Raw genomic sequence first — 18,263 nt, 5'->3', positions numbered from 1 at the left:
TTGCCCAAGTCGCCCCGCGGCGTGACCGATCTACCGGTTCGCGATGAGGTCGGTGGGCAACCGGTGCAGTGATATGACTGCAATGGAATTCTTGCCGGTTCTTTTCATGATCGCCGGAGTCGTTCTGGTGGCGGGGGTGACGTTGTTCGTTTCCTCGCTGCTGCGCCCATCCAATCCCTATCCCGCCAAGAACATGCCTTATGAATGCGGCATGGACGCCGCGGGCGAGGCGGCGGCGGGCCGCTTCAGGGTGCCGTTCTTTATTCTCGCGATCCTGCTGGTCGTTTTCGATGTCGAAGCGATGTTCCTCTTTCCCTGGGCCGTCGTCCTGAAAGAGATCGGGCTGGTCGGCTATATCGAGATGATCGTCTTCATATTGCTGCTTCTCGTAGGCTTCGCCTACGCCTGGCTGAAAGGAGCGCTGGAATGGGAGGCGTAAACAACGCGATCCGCGACAGCGTGCTGTTCACCACGGCCGACAGCATTATCAGTTGGAGCCGGAGATCGGCGCTATGGCCGGAGACCTTCGGCATCGCCTGCTGCGCCATCGAGATGATCTCCGCCGGTTGCGCCCGCTACGATCTCGACCGGTTCGGCGTGGTGTTCCGCCCTTCGCCGAGACAATCCGACGTCATGATCATTGCCGGCACGGTGACCCGGAAATTCGCGCCCGTCGTGCGGCGACTCTATGACCAGATGCCGGAACCGCGCTGGGTGATCGCCATGGGCACCTGCGCTATTTCGGGCGGGGTCTACAATACCTATGCCGTGGTGCAGGGATCGGAAACCTTCGTACCCGTCGATGTGCATGTGCCTGGCTGTCCCCCCCGGCCCGAGGCGCTGATGCACGGCTTTCTCATGCTTCAAGAAAAGATCAAGAGGTCGCGGGCGCTCGCCGGCACACCTCTGGATCGGGTTATAGCGTCATGAGTGTGGAGCCGTCCCTCAATCGCGCCCCGATCATGGAGCGCTTCGGAGAAACAATCGAGGACCTCGGCACTGCGCACGGTATCGACGTCTTTGCCGTCCCGCCCGAGAGGATCGTTGAGTTCTGCCGGTTCCTGAAAGAGCATCCGGCGCTGCAGTTCAATTTCCTTTCGGACATTTGCGGCGTCGATCATTATCCCGAAACGCCGCGGTTCGAGGCGGTCTACCATCTTTATTCGCTGCCCAACAGGTGGCGGGTCCGCATCAAGTGCCGACTTGGCGATCCTCCTGAAGTGCCTTCGGTCACGGGAGTCTGGCGTACCGCCAACTGGCATGAGCGTGAGGCCTGGGACATGTATGGTATCCGGTTCGAGGGACATCCCGATCTGCGCCGGATCTACATGTGGGAAGGCTTCGAGGGCTTCCCACAGCGCAAGGATTTCCCCCTCAGGGGCTATAAGGACAAGTTGAACCCCTTCGGTGCCGAGGGTCCGCCGCCAACGCAGCCCGACCTTGCCACCAGAGACATTCCGTAAGGGAGGCCGTTCTACGCCGGAACGTTGAGATGACTGAAGTCACCGAGCTCAGCAGGCCTGAGGGTGAAGCGCTCAATACCAGAGAAGTGCTTCTCAACCTCGGTCCGCAGCACCCCAGCACCCATGGGGTTCTTCGGCTCGTCCTCGAACTGGACGGCGAGTTCGTCGAGCGCGTCGATCCGCATATCGGCTATCTCCATCGCGGCACCGAAAAACTGGCGGAGAGCTTCACCTATACCCAGATTTTCCCGCTGACGGATCGGCTCGATTATCTCTGCCCGCCCTCGAACAACCTCGCCTTCGCACTGGCGGTGGAGAAACTCCTCGGCATAGAAGCGCCGATCCGGGCGCAATATATCCGCGTGATGATGGCCGAGCTGGCACGGATCTCCGGTCACCTCCTGATCACCGGCGCGCTGCCGATGGACCTCGGCGCCATGACCGCGCTGCTTTACGTCATGCGCGAGCGCGAAATGATCATGGATCTCCTGGAAATGATAACCGGTGCGCGCATGCACACGTCCTTCTGCCGGGTCGGCGGGGTGCGCGAAGACCTGCCTGACGGGTTCTTCGCCAAGATCCGGGAGTTTTGCGACATCTTCCCGAACCGGATCCGCGACTATGAGCGACTGCTCGAAGATAACCGGGTGTTTCTCAATCGCACGAAGGGGATCGGCGTGATCTCCGCAGAGGATGGCATCGATCTCGGCCTCAGCGGCCCGAACCTGCGTGCTTCCGGCGTCGACTGGGACATCCGCCGCGACGAGCCCTACGAGATCTATGACCGGCTCGCGTTCAAGGTCATCACCCGTGACGAGGGTGATTGCTATGCACGCTGGCGATGCCGCGTCGATGAGATGCGCGAGAGCATAAGGATCATCGAACAATGCATCGACCAGATGCCTGAGGGGCCGTTCCAGATCGACATGCCGACAATCGCCTTCCCGCTGGACAAGGATCGGGTGCACTGCTCGATGGAGGCGCTGATCCAGCATTTCGACCTGTCGGCCTACGGCTTCAAGGTGCCGAGGGGCGAGGTCTATTCGGCAATCGAGGCGCCAAAGGGCGAGCTTGGCTTCTACATCATCAGCGACGGGTCGCCAAAACCGTTCCGCATGAAGGTGCGGGCCCCCTCGTTCGTCAATCTTCAGGCCCTCTTCGGGGTCACCAACGCCCGCTATCTGGCGGACATGATCGCCGTGCTCGGCAGCCTCGACCCTGTGATGGCGGAGGTGGACAAGTAGCAAGGATTTGAATGCGATGACCATGCGCGAAAAGATCGAAGAGGCGGCGGCGCGGTATCCCGACCAGCGCTCTGCGATCATGCCCGCGCTCCTGATCGCGCAGCAAGAACATGGCCATCTGCCTGGGCCGGTGTTGGAAGAGGTCGCCGACATTCTCGGAGTCGAGCGGATCTGGGTCTACGAGTTGGCGACCTTCTATACCCTCTTCCATACCGAACCGGTGGGGATGTTCCACCTGCAACTCTGTAACAATGTTTCCTGCATGCTGTGCGGATCGGAGGACCTGCTAGACCATCTGGAAACAGTGCTGGGGATCAGGAAAGGCGGCACCACCCCGGACGGGCTGTTCACGCTTTCGACCGTCGAATGCCTCGGCGCTTGCGAGATGGCTCCGGTGATGCAAGTCGGCGACGATTACCACGCCCACCTTGATGTGACGCGGATAAACGCACTGCTGGACAGCCTGCGGGCGATAGCGGGAGCCGCGAGCGTCGAGCACATCTCTGCGCGGCTGCCGGGGGAGTAGCGCCATGTCCGAGCCGGTTCTTCTCAAAAATGTCGATGTGGCGGACGGTCATTTGGTGTCGACCTACGAGGCTGGAGGCGGCTATCAGGCGCTGGCGAAGGCGCTGCGCGAGTACACGCCTGACGAGGTTATCGACCTCGTCAAGCGGTCCAACCTGCGCGGTCGCGGCGGTGCCGGATTCCCGACGGGCATGAAATGGGGTTTCGTGCCGAAGCGCATGGGCAAGCCGACATATCTGTGCTGCAACGCCGATGAGGGCGAACCGGGCACGTTCAAGGACCGGATCATCATGGAGCGTGACCCGCATCAACTGATCGAGGGGCTGGCGGTAAGTGCCTACGCGATTGGGGCCGAAACCGCCTATGTCTACATTCGCGGAGAATATGTGAAGGCGATCCGTCGTCTGGAGCAAGCGATCGCCGAGGCCCACGCAAACGGCTATCTTGGAAAGCGCATTCTGGGCTCGGATTTCAATTTCGCGGTACACATCCACTGCGGCGCCGGCGCCTATATCTGCGGCGAGGAGACTGCGATGCTCGAGTCGCTCGAGGGCAAGCGGGCGCAGCCGCGATTGAAGCCACCATTTCCGGCCGTGGCCGGGCTCTATGCCAGCCCGACTGTGATCAACAATGTCGAGACGCTGGCTTGCGTGCCGCACATCGTTATGCGGGGGTCGGACTGGTTTCGGGGAATCGGCCCGGACAAGAGCCCCGGCCCGAAGCTCTACTGCCTCAGTGGGCTGGTGCGCAAACCCGGCCTCTACGAGTTGCCGATGGGCATACCATTGCGCGAACTGGTCGAGGAACATGCCGGCGGGGCCTTGCCGGGACGCAAGATCAAGGCAGTGATCCCGGGCGGGGTCTCTGCGCCGGTCATCCCTGAGCCCGGGCTGGACGTGAGGATGGATTTCGACTCGCTGGCTGCCGCCGGCTCGATGCTCGGTTCGGCTGGCGTTATCGTGATCGACGATAGCACCTGCATGGTCAAGGTCGCCACCAGGATCGTCGAGTTCTTCCACCATGAGTCCTGCGGCAAGTGCACGCCCTGCCGGGAAGGATTGAACTGGGTCGTAAAGGTCCTGCGTCGGGTTGAAGGCGGGGATGGCGCACCCGGCGATCTGGAGCAGCTGGAGATGCTCTGCAAAGGCATTTTCGGCAACACGTTTTGTGCCTTGGGTGACGGTGCAGCGATGGGATTGCGGGCAGCACTCGCGCATTTCCGAGATGAATTCGTCGCCCATGTCGAGGAGCGGAGGTGCCCGTTTCACTGAAGGAGTGTGCTGGATCAGGGTTGTGAGGAAACCATGCTTAAAGTGACAATCGATGGACAAACGCTGGAAGTTGAGGCTGGCTCGACAGTGTTGCAGGCCGCCCGGCGTTTGGGCATCGATATCCCGACCTTTTGCTATCTGAAGCGTCTGCCGCCGCTGGCCTCCTGCCGCATGTGTCTGGTGGAGATCGAGGGCCTGCGCCGGCTGCAGCCGTCCTGCGCGACTGCGATCACCGATGGCATGATCGTGCGGACGAATACGCCTCTGATCGAGGAAACGCGCTCTTCCATGCTCGACATGCTGCTCGCCAACCACCCCCTCGACTGCCCGATCTGCGACAAGGGCGGCGAATGCGAGCTTCAGAACATGGTCATGGCCTATGGGCCCCGCGAAAGCCAGTTCCGCGATGACAAACGTGTGTTCCACTCCGAGGACATTCGCCTGAGCCCGGTTATCATCATGAACGTCAACCGCTGCATCCAGTGCCAGCGCTGCGTCCGGATGTGCGAGGAGGTCGTCGGCGCGGTGGCGCTGGGTACCGTCGAAAAAGGCATGGATACCGCCGTCACCGGCTTCGAGGGCAGTCTGGCGAGTTGCGACCAGTGCGGCAATTGTGTCGAGGTCTGCCCGGTCGGCGCGCTGATGAGCTTCCCCTACCGCTACAAGGCGCGCCCCTGGGATCTCGTAGAGACCGACACGATCTGCCCGCATTGTGGCACCGGTTGCCAGTTGACAGTGGGCACGCGCAAGGGCGAGTTCATGCGGGTGCGCTCGAAGTGGGACGAAGGTGTCAACCACGAAACTCTCTGCGTGCGAGGACGCTTCGGCCTCGATTTCGTTGCAAGCCGGGACCGGATCAAGCAGCCAATGATCCGACAGGATGGCGCCCTAGTTCCGGTTTCCTGGGACGAAGCGGGGGATTATCTGCGCCGGCGACTGTTGGCTGTCGAGAGCAAGGATGCCGGCGGGCTGGCCTCGCCTCGCCTGCCCAACGAGGTGCTCTATCAGTTCCAGAAGCTGATGCGAACAGTATTCCGGACCAACAACATTGATTGTTCGTCACGCTGGGCCGCGCCCTTCGATACGCTCGGCCCGCTATTGGGAACTTTCTACAGCCGCACACCGCTGGACGACGTAATCGGCAACGACTGCGTGCTCGTCGTCGGCGGCAACGTGACCGAGGAGAATCCCGTCACCGAATACCTGCTGCGAGACGCCGTGCGGCGGCGGCAGACCGGATTGCTGATGCTTTCGGCGCGGCCCTCGCGTCTGGACGCCGATGCCAGGGTGGTGGTTCGCGTGCCGCCGGGCGGAGAAGAGGCGAGCCTTGCGGCGGTGGTAAGCGCGCTCATGGCGGCGGCCGGTCAGACCTTGGCGGGCGACGCATTTGTGGACATCGGTACGACGATCGGCAGGACGGCAGCGGGCACCGGCAGCAACGGGTCGGATCATCTGGCCACCGCGCTCAATGAAGGCCATAGCGTCACCGTGCTTGTAAGCGTCGACCTCCTGAGATCCCCCGAAGCGCGCGCGACACTGCAGCAGATCAATAACCTGCTGCAGGTTCTGCGCCTGCTCGGCAAGGGTCTGGCGATGCAGTTCCTCTTCGACCGTGCCAACCAGATGGGCGCCTGGGACATGGGAGTTCTGCCGGCGGCTCTGCCGGGCCTGCGGGCGGTCGCCGACGATGTGGCGCGCACAACTCTTGCGCGGGACTGGGGCGCCGAAATCCCAGCTGAACCCGGCGCGGATCTCGACGCCATTCTGGAACTCTGCGTCGGCGGGCGGATGGGCGCACTCTATATCGTCGGAACCGACCCCCTGATTGCCTATCCCGACAGGGATTTCGTAACGCGGGCGCTTGTCGCCGCCGATCTCCTGATTGTGCAGGACGCGTTCCTCACGGATACGGCGGGCCTTGCCGAGGTCGTCCTGCCCGCGGCAGGTTATGGCGAGGAAACCGGCACGTTCACCAACAACGAGGGCCGGATCCAGAATGTTCGCAAATTCCGCGAACCCGCCTTCGAGGCGCGGAGCAATCTGGCGATCTTCGACTTCGTCGCGGCGCTTTGCAACCAGGCACTGCGGCCATCGACGCAAGGGGAAATTTTCGCCGAGATTGCCCGCCTGGTTCCAGCCTATCAGGGATTGATGCAGGGCGAACTTGGCGCTGGCGGCGCATTTACCAAGGCGGTGCCGACGCCACCTGTGACGAGGTTCTTTGCGCCGCCGTCCGTTCCAGCAGCAGCCGACCGGCTCATGCTGATCACCGGCGACTGCCTGTTCCACAACGGGTATCTTTCCGAACGGTCGGACATGCTGAACACGGTCGCCAACGACCCCTATGTTGCGATGAGCGCGCAGGATACTGCGGAGCTTGGCCTTTCGGATGGCGATCAGGTAATCGTGCGTTCCGGCCGTGGCGAACTGACAGCGCAGCTCAAGGTCGACAGGCGGTTTCCCAAGGGCCTCGTCTTCGTTCCGGAAAACTATAGAGCCTTGCGTCTCAACAGCCTGCTGCGGCGGGGCGAATATCCATGCGCGGTGGAAGTCCAGAAGGCGCATGCCACTCCTGACGTCGACCACCCAGGCCGGATCTGGCGTGGGGTTTGAAGATTTAGAGCGGTTCAGGTTTTCACGGAAGCGCTGAACCGCTCTAACTTTCTGTTTTTACGCAATTCCGGACGGAAAACCGCTTCGCACTTTTCCTGGAATTGCTCTAGGATCGGGGCACCGCAAGGCTCCGCGGCAAGCTGCCCGCCCCCAGCGTCATCCCATCGAGTTGACGGCGTCAGTGATACCTGGTCCCGCATATGTAATCCTGCAGCTCCTGCTCTGTACGCTGCGCTTCGTCGAGCCTGTGCTTAACCACATCTCCGATGCTGACCACGCCGACAACGTTGCCTCCATCCGTGACCAACACATGGCGCGTACGCCGCTGGGTCATGATCCCCATCGCAACGGGCAGCAAATCTTGTGTCGAACACATCGCCACATTGCGGTTCATGATGTCCGCGACCCGCATCGCCGCCGCCTTGGCCCCGTATTCGGCCATCGCATTGCAGCAATCCCGCTCCGACAGTGTACCGAGGTATTTGCTGTTCGAGCGGCTCACGACGACGAAGCCGATATTATTGTCTCGAAACAACCTCAATACCTCCACCATCGTCTGATCGGGAGCGACTGCGATGACACCGGCACCCTTGTTCTTCATGATTTCACCGACAAACATCTGAGCCTCCTGTTCGAGCGCTTCGGTTTGATGGCTGGTGTGCGTTCATGTTCGCCGGATATTCCGCCACCAGTTATAGCCCTGCGTCTCTTTCGTCTGCACAAGTACGTCCTTCTTCGTATTCAGGCGCGCGGCAACGACGCCGCCGCCGGTTGCCGCCTTACCCGGCTTGACGAGCAGATCATCGCGCCCAATCACCAGGTCAGCGGAGGAAAAACTGGAAAATTCGTATTGTTGCCCAAGGGCGATTGCATCCGCCGGGCAGGCGTCCTCGCACAACCCGCAGAACAGGCAGCGTGCTGTGTCGATTTCAAATTTCGCCGGGTGCCGGTTGCCCTTCTCGTCCTCGTACGGGACGACTTCGATGCAGTCGCAGGGACAGATCCGCGCGCAGAGTTCGCAGGCCACGCACTTGATCTCGCCCTCCTCATCACGCTTCAGAAAGTGATGCCCTCGGTAACGCGAGTAGGGCAACCATTTTTCGTTGTCCGGATACTGCATGGTGACGGATTTGGCGAACAGATATCCGAAGGTCAGAGCCAAGGCATTCGCCAGATCGGCGAAGAACGCCCAGCCAATCCATGTTCCAACTCTGTCCTGCGCGCGCGACATCGCCGCCTCGCTATGGGGCCGTCACGGCCCCTAAAAGTACGCCAGTTATAATTATGTTCGCCATCGACAGAGGAAGCAAGACTTTCCATCCGATCGCCATCAACTGATCGTAGCGGTAGCGGGGGAAAGTGAAGCGGAACCAGATGAACACATAGACGAAGAACGCGACCTTGAGAGCAAACCACAGGAGTGGTGGCAAGGGAATCAGAACTCCGTTCCAGCCGCCGAAGAACAGAATCACCACCAGGGTCGACACAAGCAATACGATGGCATATTCGCTGACCATAAAGAAGGCAAAGCGGATACCGCTGTATTCGGTATGGAATCCGGCCCCTAGATCGCCTTCCGCTTCCGCCAGATCGAAGGGGATGCGTTGCGCTTCGGCCAATCCGGCGACGAAGAACACGAAGAATCCGACCGGTTGGTAGACGATGTTCCAGACATTGGCCTGCGCCCGCACGATCTCGAGAAGGCTCATGGATTGCGCCAGCATGACCACGCCGATGACCGCGAAACCCATCGGGATTTCGTAGCTGATCATCTGCGCGCACGTTCTGAGGCTGCCCAGGACAGCGTATTTGCTGTTGGAGGCCCAGCCGCCGAAGATGACGCCATAAACCTCGATCCCGATCACCGAGAAAACGAAAAGGAGCGCCACATTCATGTTGGAGGCGTAGAGCATGATCCCGTGGCCGAGGACCGAGACAGTTTCGCCGAAGGGGATGGCGACGAACACCACAAAGGGCGGGGCGAGTGCCAGGATTGGCGCCAGTTTGAACAGGAACCGGTCGGCCTCGGCCGGAATGTGATCCTCTTTCGTCAGGAGTTTGATTCCGTCCGCCACCGGCTGCAACAGCCCGTGCCATCCCACGCGCATCGGCCCCATCCGCTGCTGCATGTGCCCGGCGACCTTGCGTTCCAGCCAGGTGAGCGGCAAGGGTAGCAACAGCAGGATCGCAATCAGGAACGCGACCTTCAAGACGATCAGGCCAAGGGCGACGATAAGTTCCACTATCCGAACTACTTATTCATCGGGTTGAAGCGCGCGACCGGGCTTTGGTTCCGGCTCTACAATGAGCACTGCGCACGCTTGTCAAACTACATGGTACAACGGCAACGCACCTCATACAATGCCGTCGCCGTTATGCCGCAGCTCGCTGCCGATAGCCTCCAATTGGATCCGCCGGCATTGAATGCTAGCGGCTGGGTGATCAGCATGAAAAAGGGCGACCTGATACAACCGGCAGGGTTGGTCCGGTTTAGGAAATCGGGCGAAAGGGCTAAACAAATATACTTTGGCATAATAGCGAGGGTGCTCCAGGCAGAGTTAATGTGGCAACGGCCCTAAAAGAAACGCCCTCCCATCACGGGCCGACTTGCCGCGCCGGCGTTTTGCTTGACCGCGAGACCTTCACCCTGCCGGCGCGGCGCCTCTTACAGCATGAAACCGCATTTGCCGAGCTTTGCTCCTGGCGGAACTGCCTTGACAACATGCACTGGAACTTTCGGAGGAGGAGGATCAGCAGAGATGCGACCGCCGCAATAATCCGAAGCATAGGCTCGTTGACATGAGAGGAAAGTCGGTGAAGCTTGATTGGATCTGCGATGCCTGCACCTCAGATGGTATGCGGGCAGCATCGAAGCGAGCGGTGTGCCATGGACGACACGGTCAAAGATGCGCAGGAGACCAGGAAGAACATGTTCGGACGGAAGCGCGCTCTCGCTTCCATCGGCCAGCAGACTTCGACTGACCTTCGGTACCACGAGCCACAATCCTCCTGGAGTGACGGCGATCGCATTTTTACACGAGAGCTGATCCGGAGCGGCAACGGCGCATCAAAAGCCGTTCTGAGGGTGCAGCTTGCAGCCGAACATCCCAGTCGAACCAGCCTCGATAGACTGGCCCACGAATATCGCCTGAAAGACAAACTCGACCGGGAGTGGGCAGCCAAACCGCTGGATTTCACAACGGAAAATGGTCGTATGGTGCTCGTCCTCGAAGATTGCGGCGGCGTGCCCCTCCCGCAGTTGATGGCACGGCACAGCCATGGCATGGCCGGCGAACTCACTGTCTTTCTGCGTCTTGCCAAGGGCATTGCGGCGGCAGTCGGCAAGGCTCACGGATGCGGCCTCATTCACAGGGACATCAAGCCGGCGAATATACTGGCGGACGAGGCGGAAGGGCGGGTCCGTCTCACGGGCTTCGGAGTGGCGTCGCATCTTTCTCGTGAGCGCCAGGTCGCCGAGCCCCCTGAGGTCATTGCTGGCAGCCTCGCATATATGGCGCCCGAACAGACCGGTCGCATGAACCGATCGGTGGACTCGCGTAGTGACCTCTACGCCGTCGGCATCACGCTCTACGAAATGATCACAGGCCAGTTGCCGTTCACTGCTTCGGAGCCGATGGAATGGGTGCACTGCCACGTTGCCAAGCGACCGGTGCCGCCGTTCGAGCGTGCAAGAGAGCTACCAGGGGTTATCTCGGCAATCGTGATGAAGCTGCTCGCCAAGAACGCAGAGGAACGCTACCAGACGGCCGCGGGGCTAGAGGCGGATCTGCGACGTGCCCTCGTCGAGAGCGAGAAGTATGGGCGGATCGCAGAATTTCCGCTCGGGACACGCGATGTGCCGGACAGACTGGTGATTCCCGAGCGGCCCTACGGTCGCGAACGCGAGATCGCCGCACTAATCTCCGCATTCGACCGGGTCGTCGCGGGCGCTGGGCCGACGCTGGTGCTGGTTTCGGGTCATGCCGGCGTGGGCAAATCGATGGTCGTGAATGAGCTCCACCGCGCGCTCGTACCGCCGCGTGGGCTGTTTGCCTCCGGCAAATTCGACCAGAACCAGCGTCACATTCCTTATGCGAGCGTAGCGCAGGCCCTGCAAGGCCTCGTCCGAGTGCTGCTGGGCAAGAGTGAAGCCGAACTCGCGCCCTGGCGCGCTGCTTTAACCGAAGAACTGGGCGCGAGCGGTCGGCTGCTGGTAACGCTTATTCCGGAACTTGAATCTCTCATCGGCCGGCTTCCGGCGGTTGCGGATCTGCCGCCTCAGGATGCCAAACGCCGCTTCCATTTGAACATCAGGCGCCTGCTGGGAGTATTTGCCACGGCAGAACATCCGCTTACGCTGTTTCTGGACGATCTCCAATGGTTGGACGCAGCAACACTCGATCTGCTTGAAGATTTGTGCACCCAGCAGGATATGCGTCACCTGCTGCTCATTGGCGCCTATCGTGACAACGAAGTATCGTCCACCCATCCGCTGATCCGCCGGCTGACAGCGATCCGGGAGGCCGGTGGTCAAGTGCATGAAATCGTACTGACACCGCTTAGGCTGGAAGATCTGACCCGGATGCTGGCAGACGCTCTTCATTGCGGAAGCAAGCGTGCCGAGCCGCTTGCGCGGCTAGTGCACAAGAAGAGCGGAGGCAATCCTTTCTTCGCGCTCCAGTTCCTGAGCACGCTGCCGGACGAAGGCCTGCTCGAATTCAATCGCGAACACACGCGCTGGGATTGGGATCTCGATCGCATACGAGCCAAAGGCTATACCGATAACGTCGTGGATCTTATGCTAAGCAAGCTGCGGCGCCTGCCCGATACCACGCAGGCTGCCCTGAACATGCTAGCGTGTCTCGGCAATCACGCGGCGGTTGATTGCCTGGCTCTGATCAGGAGCGAAAATCACGACGCGGTTCATGCAGCCTTTTGGGCCGCGGCGCGCGCCGGACTCGTGCTGCTTGAAGAGGGGTCATCATACCGCTTCCTGCACGATCGCGTTCAGGAGGCCGCGTATGAGCTGATCCCTGAAGATGAGCGGGCGGCAGCGCATCTTTCCATTGGCCGCCTCCTGCTGATGCATACGCCGCCGCAGGCACTTGAGGAGAATATTTTCGAGATTGTCGGCCAGCTCAACTGCGGCGGCGCCCTCATCGCGCCGGGTGAAGAGCGTGAGCGTCTCGCGGACTTGAACCTGCTTGCCACTCGCCGCGCCAAGGCGTCGGCTGCATACGAATCGGCGCTGGCCTATGCCGGCACGGGTGCGGCTTACCTGCCGGATGATGCCTGGGAGCGCCGATACGAACTCGCTTTCGCCCTCGAACTCCACAGGGCCGAATGCGAATTCTTGACCGGGGCACCGGCGGAGGCGCAGGCCCGCCTCGCGGAATTGGCAAGCCGAGCCACCAGCCTCGCCGATCTGGCCCGCGTCACGCGCCTGCGCGTCGACCTTTACATGAGCCTGGGTCGGAGCGATCAGGCCATCATATTTGGCCTCGATTACCTGCACCGGGTCGGCATTTCGTGGTCGTCCCACCCAACCAGGAGCCAGGTGCGCCAGGAATACGCGCGGCTTTGGCGACAACTCGGGGGCCGCCCTATCGAAACGCTGCTTAACTCGCCCCCTATGTCGGACCCGGTCGCGCTCGCGACCATGGACGTTCTGACTTCACTTGTTACTCCGGCCCTGTTTACCAACGAGAATCTGCGCTGTCTCGTTATCGGGCGAATGGGCAACATCAGCCTCAAGCACGGCAACAGCGACACATCGCCTTATGCCTTCACTGCTGTGGGCACGGTGCTCGGGCCCTATTTTGGCAACTATGAAGCCGGTTTTCGCTTCGGCCTGCTCGGACTGGACCTGACGGAACAGCCTGGAATGGAACGCCTGAAGGCACGAGTCTACCTCGCCTTCGGTAACCTTGCGAAATCGTCATCGCGTCATGTCCGCATCGGCCGTGCGCTTGCGCAACGCGTATTCGAAACGGCACAGCAGGTCGGCGATCTCACCTACGCCGTCTTAAGCCGGAATAACCTTGTGACTTATCTTTTGGCTGCTGGCGAGCCCCTCTCGCAGGTTCAGCGCGATGCGGAAGCCGGCCTGGACTTCGCGCGTCAGGCCGGCTTCGGAGTCGCCGTCGGTTTCATCAGCGGGCAGCTCCAACTCATCCGAACGCTTCGCGGGCTGACGCCGATCTTCGGAAGCTTCAACGATGAAGGGTTCGACGAGCAGCAATTCGAACTTAAGACCGACGGCAAGCCGGGCAGTTGCCTGTACTGGATCCGCAAGCTACAGGCATGTGTATTTGCCGGGGATACCTCCACAGCACTTTCGGCAGCGGCGAAAGCAGAAAGCCTCCTCTGGATGACGCCCGCTATTTTCGAGCGGGCGGAATATCACTTCTACACCGGCCTTTCATTGGCCTCTGCTTTGCAAGGATCGACCACTGAAACAGCTCTTTATCGCAAGGCCATACGCGCTCACCGCCGGCAGCTCGACACTTGGGCCGCGCACTGCCCGGAGATTTTCGCAAGCCGCGCAACATTGCTTGGCGCAGAGATCGCCCGCTTGGGAAGCCGTGAGTTGCATGCCGAGCGCCTCTATGAACAGGCGATCCAGTTGGCGCGTGCGCATGCGCTCCCACACGACGAAGCGATCGCGTATGAGCGCGCTTTCGCCTTTTACCGGGCGCGCGGTTTCGATCAGATTGCTCGGCTCTATCTTCAAAACGCACGTCGGTGTTATCTCAGTTGGGGAGCCGACGGCAAGGTGCGGCAGCTCGAAGGAGCCTATCCCCAACTGCGGGATGGACAATCGGCGCCGGCTGCAACAAGCACGATCGAAGCGCCGATCGAGCATCTCGACCTCGCCACCGTCATCAATGTGTCGCAAGCAGTCTCCAGCGAAATCGTCGTCGACAAGCTGATCGATACGGTGCTGCGAATGGCCGTCGAGCAGGCGGGAGCCGAACGTGGTCTTCTGATCCTGTCGCGTGGCGGCGAACCGCGGATTGCCGCTGAGGCGACGATCCGTGGCGAAGCGGTCCTCATAGAGTTGCGTAATGAGGCCATCACCGGCGTGATGCCGGAATCAGTTCTCAATTACGTTCTGCGTATGCGGGAGATCGTCAGCCTCGACGATGCGTCGGCTGAAAACGCCTTTGCAGCCGATCCCTATATCCGCCATCGCGCGGCCAGATCCATTCTCTGTTTGCCGCTGATCAATCACGCGAAGCTGATCGGTGCGCTGTATCTGGAAAACACTCTGGCGGGCCGTGTCTTCGCGCCGGGGCGCATTCCGGTGTTGAAGCTGATCGCCTCGCAAGCCGCCAGCACGCTCGAAATCACCGGACTTTACCGCGACCTGGCAGAACGTGAAGCGCGAATAGGCCGGCTTGTCGAAGCGAACATCATCGGAATTTTTATCCGGGATATCGAAGGTCGGATTATCGAGGCCAACGAGGCGTTCCTGCAAATGGTGGGCTACAGCCGTGACGAACTCTTGGCGGGTCAATTGCTGGATAAAGAGCTGACACCGCCGGAATGGCGCGAGCGTGACGACCAAGCCGCGACCGAGCTCAGAGTGACCGGCAGCGTCCGCCCCTTTGAAAAGGTGTACCAGCGAAAGGACGGCGGTCACGTACCCGTGATGATCGGTGAGGCAAGTTTCGAGGGGGCCGGGAGCCAGGCCGTGGCTTTCGTGCTCGACCTCTCCGAGAGCAAGAAAGCAGAGGAGAGACTGCGAGCAAGCGAAACTCGTTTTCGGACCTTCGTCGACCACGCCACCGATGCCTTTTTCCTCCATACCGACGATCTGACCGTCATAGACGTCAACCGCCAAGCCTGTGAAAGCCTCGGTTACAGCCGGGAGGAATTGATTGGCATGCACCCGCGCGACTTTGACGGAGCTATCGACGAAAAGGCGCTTGCGACATTGGTGGATCGCGTCGATGCAGGACAGCCAATGACTTTCGAAACGCTCCACCGGCGTAAGGACGGAACAACGTTTCCGGTTGAGGTTCGCGTCGGTAAATTCCGACAGGAAGAGCAATGGTTTCGTCTTTCGCTGGCGCGTGACATCACCGACCGCAGGCAGGCCGAGGATGCTATTCAGCTTGCGCGAGCAGAACTTGCCCATGTAAGCAGGCTGACCACTATGGGCGAACTTGTAGCCTCCATCGCCCACGAGGTCAGACAGCCGCTCACGGGGCTAGTCAGCAGCGGCAATGCCTGCCTTCGCTATCTCGACGCGGATCCCCGTGACATCGTCTCCGCCCGTCGCGCCATCGAGCGCATGATCAACGACGCTTTTCGTGCATCCGCGGTCATCGACCGGATTCGGGCAATGGCGAAGAAATCACCCGAGCGCAGGGACCGGCTGAATATCAACGACATCGTGTCCGAGACGATTGCGCTGGTGTCCACGGACCTCGAACGCAGTGCGGTGTCGCTTCGTACAAACCTCTCCGACGGCCTGCCCCTGGTCGTAGGGGACCAGGTGCAAATCCAGCAGGTGATCCTGAACCTTATCATGAACGCCAACGACGCGATGGCGACGATGCCAAAGGGAGCGCGCGAACTCATCGTAAACACTGAAAAGGCAGCACCCAATACCGTTGTAGTGGCAGTCCGCGACAGCGGCCCTATTCTCGACCTGGCGAAGATCGGCGATATATTCGAGGCGTTCTACAGTACCAAACCCAAGGGTATGGGCATGGGCCTGACGATCAGTCGTTCGATCATAGAGGCTCACAAGGGCCAACTTTGGGCCACGCCAAACGCGCCGCACGGTGCCATTTTTCAGTTTACATTACCAACCGAGGAGAAATAATGGATCCATGTCCGGGGCGCCGCCTGACCGGCGCAAAATTTGGGGACATGGATGAAGGAGATTGTCTACATCATTGATGATGACGCATCTGTCCGCGAAGGCCTCGGCGATCTCCTGCGCTCGGTTGGACTTGAGGTACTGACATTCGCTTCCAGCCAGGAATTTTTGGATAGTAAGCGCCCTGACGTACCGGGCTGCATCATTCTCGATGTAAGGCTGCCGGGGAGGAGCGGCCTGGAATTTCAGAGCATGCTCACTTCCCTTGGAATTGAGCTTCCGGTCATTTTTATCAGTGCCCACAGCGACATTCCGATCTCTGTGCGGGCGATGAAAGCCGGCGCTATCGAATTCCTGACAAAGCCGCTGCGCGAGCAGGAATTGCTCGATGCCGCCTATGCCGGGATCGAGCGCGATTGCGCTCGCAGGCAGGAAGTCGCGCTCATTGCCGAGCTTCGGTCCCGCTATGATTCCTTGACCCCGCGCGAGCGCGAAATCATGAACCTGGTGGTCGCGGGCAGCGTCAACAAGCAAATCGCTGCTCAAGTGGGCCTGAGCGAGGTAACCATCAAGGTTCATCGCGGCCACGTCATGCAGAAGATGCAGGCGAGATCTCTCGTTGACCTGGTCCGGATGGCGGACAGCCTCGGATTGACGACGAAGCCGGCGTGGGTCAGGTAGGCTCACATATCTAGACCAAAGTATCGGGCGCCTGCCACGGGTGGATAGCCGGGGTGCCAATTCGGCTGGTCGCTTATCTCATTCGGCAATACGTTCCGAAGCCCGTCGGCTCTATCCTCTTACCAGCTGAAAGAACATGCAGAGACAGGACGGATGTTATCGCGTCTCGTGCAAGAATCTGCGTCGGGTCCGCGCCTCCCCACCAATGGACGGACATCATCGATGTTGATGCAACGCGCGAGTAAACGGAAGACTAGGAAAGGTATCATTCATGCAAAACCAGAGATACGCCCTGCAGAAGAACCTCAACATCTACTGGACGGTAATCGATACGGTTTCAGACCGAAAAGCTCTCGTCAATGGCTTCGTTATGGACATGCTTACCGCCGATGAGGCCGAAGAATTGGTCAACACGCTGAACCGTGCAGAATCCCATGCTATCCTTGCGCCCGCCCAGAGGGAGCACCACGATCGAAGACGACAGTAACTCTCCGATCGCCATCTAGCCAACCGCTCGTCCTATAGACTGTGAGGAGAGGACGATTGAGGGCGCTGACTCTCTAAAGGTGCCTCGGATAATGGTAAGTTGCAAACAAAGCTAGCTGGCCTTGCAACCTGACGTGCCACTTTTGCCAGCGGCCGCACGCATCTGATGCAGGGTGCGGTCCATCTGGTGCTTTTCCTGGCCTACGTCCTGCTGATTTTCCAGCAATGATGACCGTTGCGCGAGAGCGGACAGCAAAAGTGCTCTGCGCCTTGACGACCCATCATGTGCCCAAACGAGAAAAGTCCCGGCGGCTTGAGTGGCCTGGTTTTGTGAGCTTCATCAGGCCTTCGCCGACCACATTCATTGAGGTCTGCTGGAATCGCAAAGTCCGCCGGATTGGTGAGCAAATGCATTGCAGACGATTCGGCCCGCGGAATTCCTGGCCCGCAACGAGCTGAACGTGAGGGATCGGACTCCGGCGCCGTTCGCTGAACGTATGTTTTGAGGTCCCGGAAAAACAAAAGCCCGCCATATCGGCGGGCTTTTGGGAAGATTTGGTTGCGGGGGCAGGATTTGAACCTGCGGCCTTCAGGTTATGAGCCTGACGAGCTACCGGGCTGCTCCACCCCGCGTTATTATTTTACAGCAGAAAGGGCCGCTTGCGCGACCCTTTTGTGTTGGCGTTGGGCCGTTGGATTGTGATGAGAAGATTTTATCAACTGAGTTGCGTTTAGCAGACCTGGCAGCGACCTACTCTCCCGCGTCTTAAGACGAAGTACCATGGGCGCAGGGGCGTTTCACGGCCGTGTTCGGAAAGGGAACGGGTGCAGCCACCCCGCCATAACCACCAGGTCGGCAAAGCGCAACTTATTGATTTGAGAAGCTGGTGCAGGCCGAAGGCCTGCTTGTTTAAACACGTCTTTCATGACCTTTCGCGTGGCACTTTCGGCCGTGGGCCGCAAGCGCAAGGCGCGTCGCCAATCGTTTGGCGGGCCGTCCGCAGCGCCCTTGGCGCGTCAGGACAAAGGTCAGGCATCATCAGCCTTTGGCTGATGAGCATGAACAATGAGAACGATCAAGCCGATCGAGCTATTAGTACCGGTAAGCTTCATGCGTTGCCGCACTTCCACACCCGGCCTATCAACG

The 18,263-nt window shown here is 60.1% G+C and carries 13 protein-coding genes, 1 tRNA gene and 2 rRNA genes; 10 read left to right on the top strand and 6 right to left on the bottom strand.

Going from position 1 to position 18,263, the window contains the following annotated elements; all coding sequences use genetic code 11:
- The first annotated feature begins 73 nt into the window (after window positions 1–73).
- Genes GGD53_RS03260 through nuoG form a run of 7 tightly spaced genes read left to right on the top strand, consistent with a single transcriptional unit; the run spans window position 74 to window position 7,116 of the window.
- Window positions 74–439, top strand: a complete 366-nt coding sequence (locus GGD53_RS03260) for an NADH-quinone oxidoreductase subunit A (protein WP_184453550.1) — start codon at window positions 74–76, stop codon at window positions 437–439.
- On the top strand, window positions 427–930 hold the full coding sequence (locus GGD53_RS03255) for a NuoB/complex I 20 kDa subunit family protein (RefSeq protein WP_184453547.1): 504 nt from the start codon (window positions 427–429) through the stop codon (window positions 928–930). Before GGD53_RS03260 ends, GGD53_RS03255 begins: the two co-directional genes overlap by 13 nt.
- Complete coding sequence (locus GGD53_RS03250) at window positions 927–1,463, top strand: NADH-quinone oxidoreductase subunit C (protein ID WP_184453545.1); 537 nt, start codon at window positions 927–929, stop codon at window positions 1,461–1,463. Before GGD53_RS03255 ends, GGD53_RS03250 begins: the two co-directional genes overlap by 4 nt.
- Window positions 1,464–1,492: 29 nt before the next feature.
- Window positions 1,493–2,707 (top strand): NADH dehydrogenase (quinone) subunit D, encoded by a 1,215-nt coding sequence (gene nuoD, locus GGD53_RS03245; RefSeq protein WP_184453544.1) that lies wholly within the window; start codon window positions 1,493–1,495, stop codon window positions 2,705–2,707.
- Window positions 2,708–2,723: 16 nt separating this feature from the next.
- Complete coding sequence (gene nuoE / locus GGD53_RS03240; protein WP_184453542.1) at window positions 2,724–3,233, top strand: NADH-quinone oxidoreductase subunit NuoE; 510 nt, start codon at window positions 2,724–2,726, stop codon at window positions 3,231–3,233.
- A 4-nt stretch (window positions 3,234–3,237) separates the two neighbouring features.
- Entirely contained in the window at window positions 3,238–4,503 is a 1,266-nt protein-coding gene (gene nuoF / locus GGD53_RS03235) for an NADH-quinone oxidoreductase subunit NuoF (protein ID WP_184453540.1), read from the top strand.
- A gap of 33 nt (window positions 4,504–4,536) precedes the next feature.
- A complete protein-coding gene (gene nuoG / locus GGD53_RS03230; protein WP_184453537.1) occupies window positions 4,537–7,116 on the top strand; it encodes an NADH-quinone oxidoreductase subunit NuoG in 2,580 nt (859 codons plus the stop codon).
- Between the two features lie 178 nt (window positions 7,117–7,294).
- On the opposite strand, the gene GGD53_RS03225 is transcribed toward nuoG, so the two are convergent.
- From GGD53_RS03225 to nuoH, 3 genes are read right to left on the bottom strand one after another with little or no spacing between them, the layout of a single operon-like run.
- Window positions 7,295–7,735 carry a CBS domain-containing protein gene (locus GGD53_RS03225; RefSeq protein ID WP_184453535.1) on the bottom strand — a complete coding sequence of 147 codons (441 nt, stop codon included), beginning with the start codon at window positions 7,733–7,735 and terminating at the stop codon, window positions 7,295–7,297.
- 45 nt (window positions 7,736–7,780) lie between these two features.
- Window positions 7,781–8,347, bottom strand: a complete 567-nt coding sequence (locus tag GGD53_RS03220) for an NADH-quinone oxidoreductase subunit I (RefSeq protein ID WP_184453533.1) — start codon at window positions 8,345–8,347, stop codon at window positions 7,781–7,783.
- Between the two features lie 10 nt (window positions 8,348–8,357).
- On the bottom strand, window positions 8,358–9,359 hold the full coding sequence (gene nuoH, locus GGD53_RS03215; RefSeq protein ID WP_184453531.1) for an NADH-quinone oxidoreductase subunit NuoH: 1,002 nt from the start codon (window positions 9,357–9,359) through the stop codon (window positions 8,358–8,360).
- 644 nt (window positions 9,360–10,003) lie between these two features.
- On the opposite strand from nuoH, the gene GGD53_RS03210 reads away from it, so the two are divergent.
- The 3 genes from GGD53_RS03210 (at window position 10,004) to GGD53_RS03200 (ending at window position 17,117) form a co-directional block, all read left to right on the top strand.
- On the top strand, window positions 10,004–15,952 hold the full coding sequence (locus GGD53_RS03210) for an AAA family ATPase (RefSeq protein ID WP_184453529.1): 5,949 nt from the start codon (window positions 10,004–10,006) through the stop codon (window positions 15,950–15,952).
- Window positions 15,953–16,003: 51 nt separating this feature from the next.
- Entirely contained in the window at window positions 16,004–16,630 is a 627-nt protein-coding gene (locus GGD53_RS03205; RefSeq protein ID WP_184453527.1) for a response regulator transcription factor, read from the top strand.
- A 271-nt stretch (window positions 16,631–16,901) separates the two neighbouring features.
- The gene (locus tag GGD53_RS03200) at window positions 16,902–17,117 is read left to right on the top strand and encodes a hypothetical protein (RefSeq protein ID WP_184453526.1); all 216 of its coding nucleotides are present in this window, start codon (window positions 16,902–16,904) and stop codon (window positions 17,115–17,117) included.
- Window positions 17,118–17,672: 555 nt separating this feature from the next.
- Here GGD53_RS03200 and GGD53_RS03195 read toward each other — a convergent pair.
- From GGD53_RS03195 to GGD53_RS03185, 3 genes are all read right to left on the bottom strand, one after another.
- A tRNA-Met gene (locus GGD53_RS03195) sits at window positions 17,673–17,749 on the bottom strand.
- A gap of 105 nt (window positions 17,750–17,854) precedes the next feature.
- Window positions 17,855–17,969 (bottom strand): 5S ribosomal RNA (gene rrf, locus GGD53_RS03190).
- 219 nt (window positions 17,970–18,188) lie between these two features.
- A 23S ribosomal RNA gene (locus tag GGD53_RS03185) occupies window positions 18,189–18,263 on the bottom strand; the annotation flags it as partial.

Origin of the sequence: Rhizobium aethiopicum, assembly GCF_014197535.1 — a bacterium.
GTDB lineage: Bacteria > Pseudomonadota > Alphaproteobacteria > Rhizobiales > Rhizobiaceae > Rhizobium > Rhizobium aethiopicum_A.
This window is presented reverse-complemented; position numbering and strand designations above follow the sequence as displayed.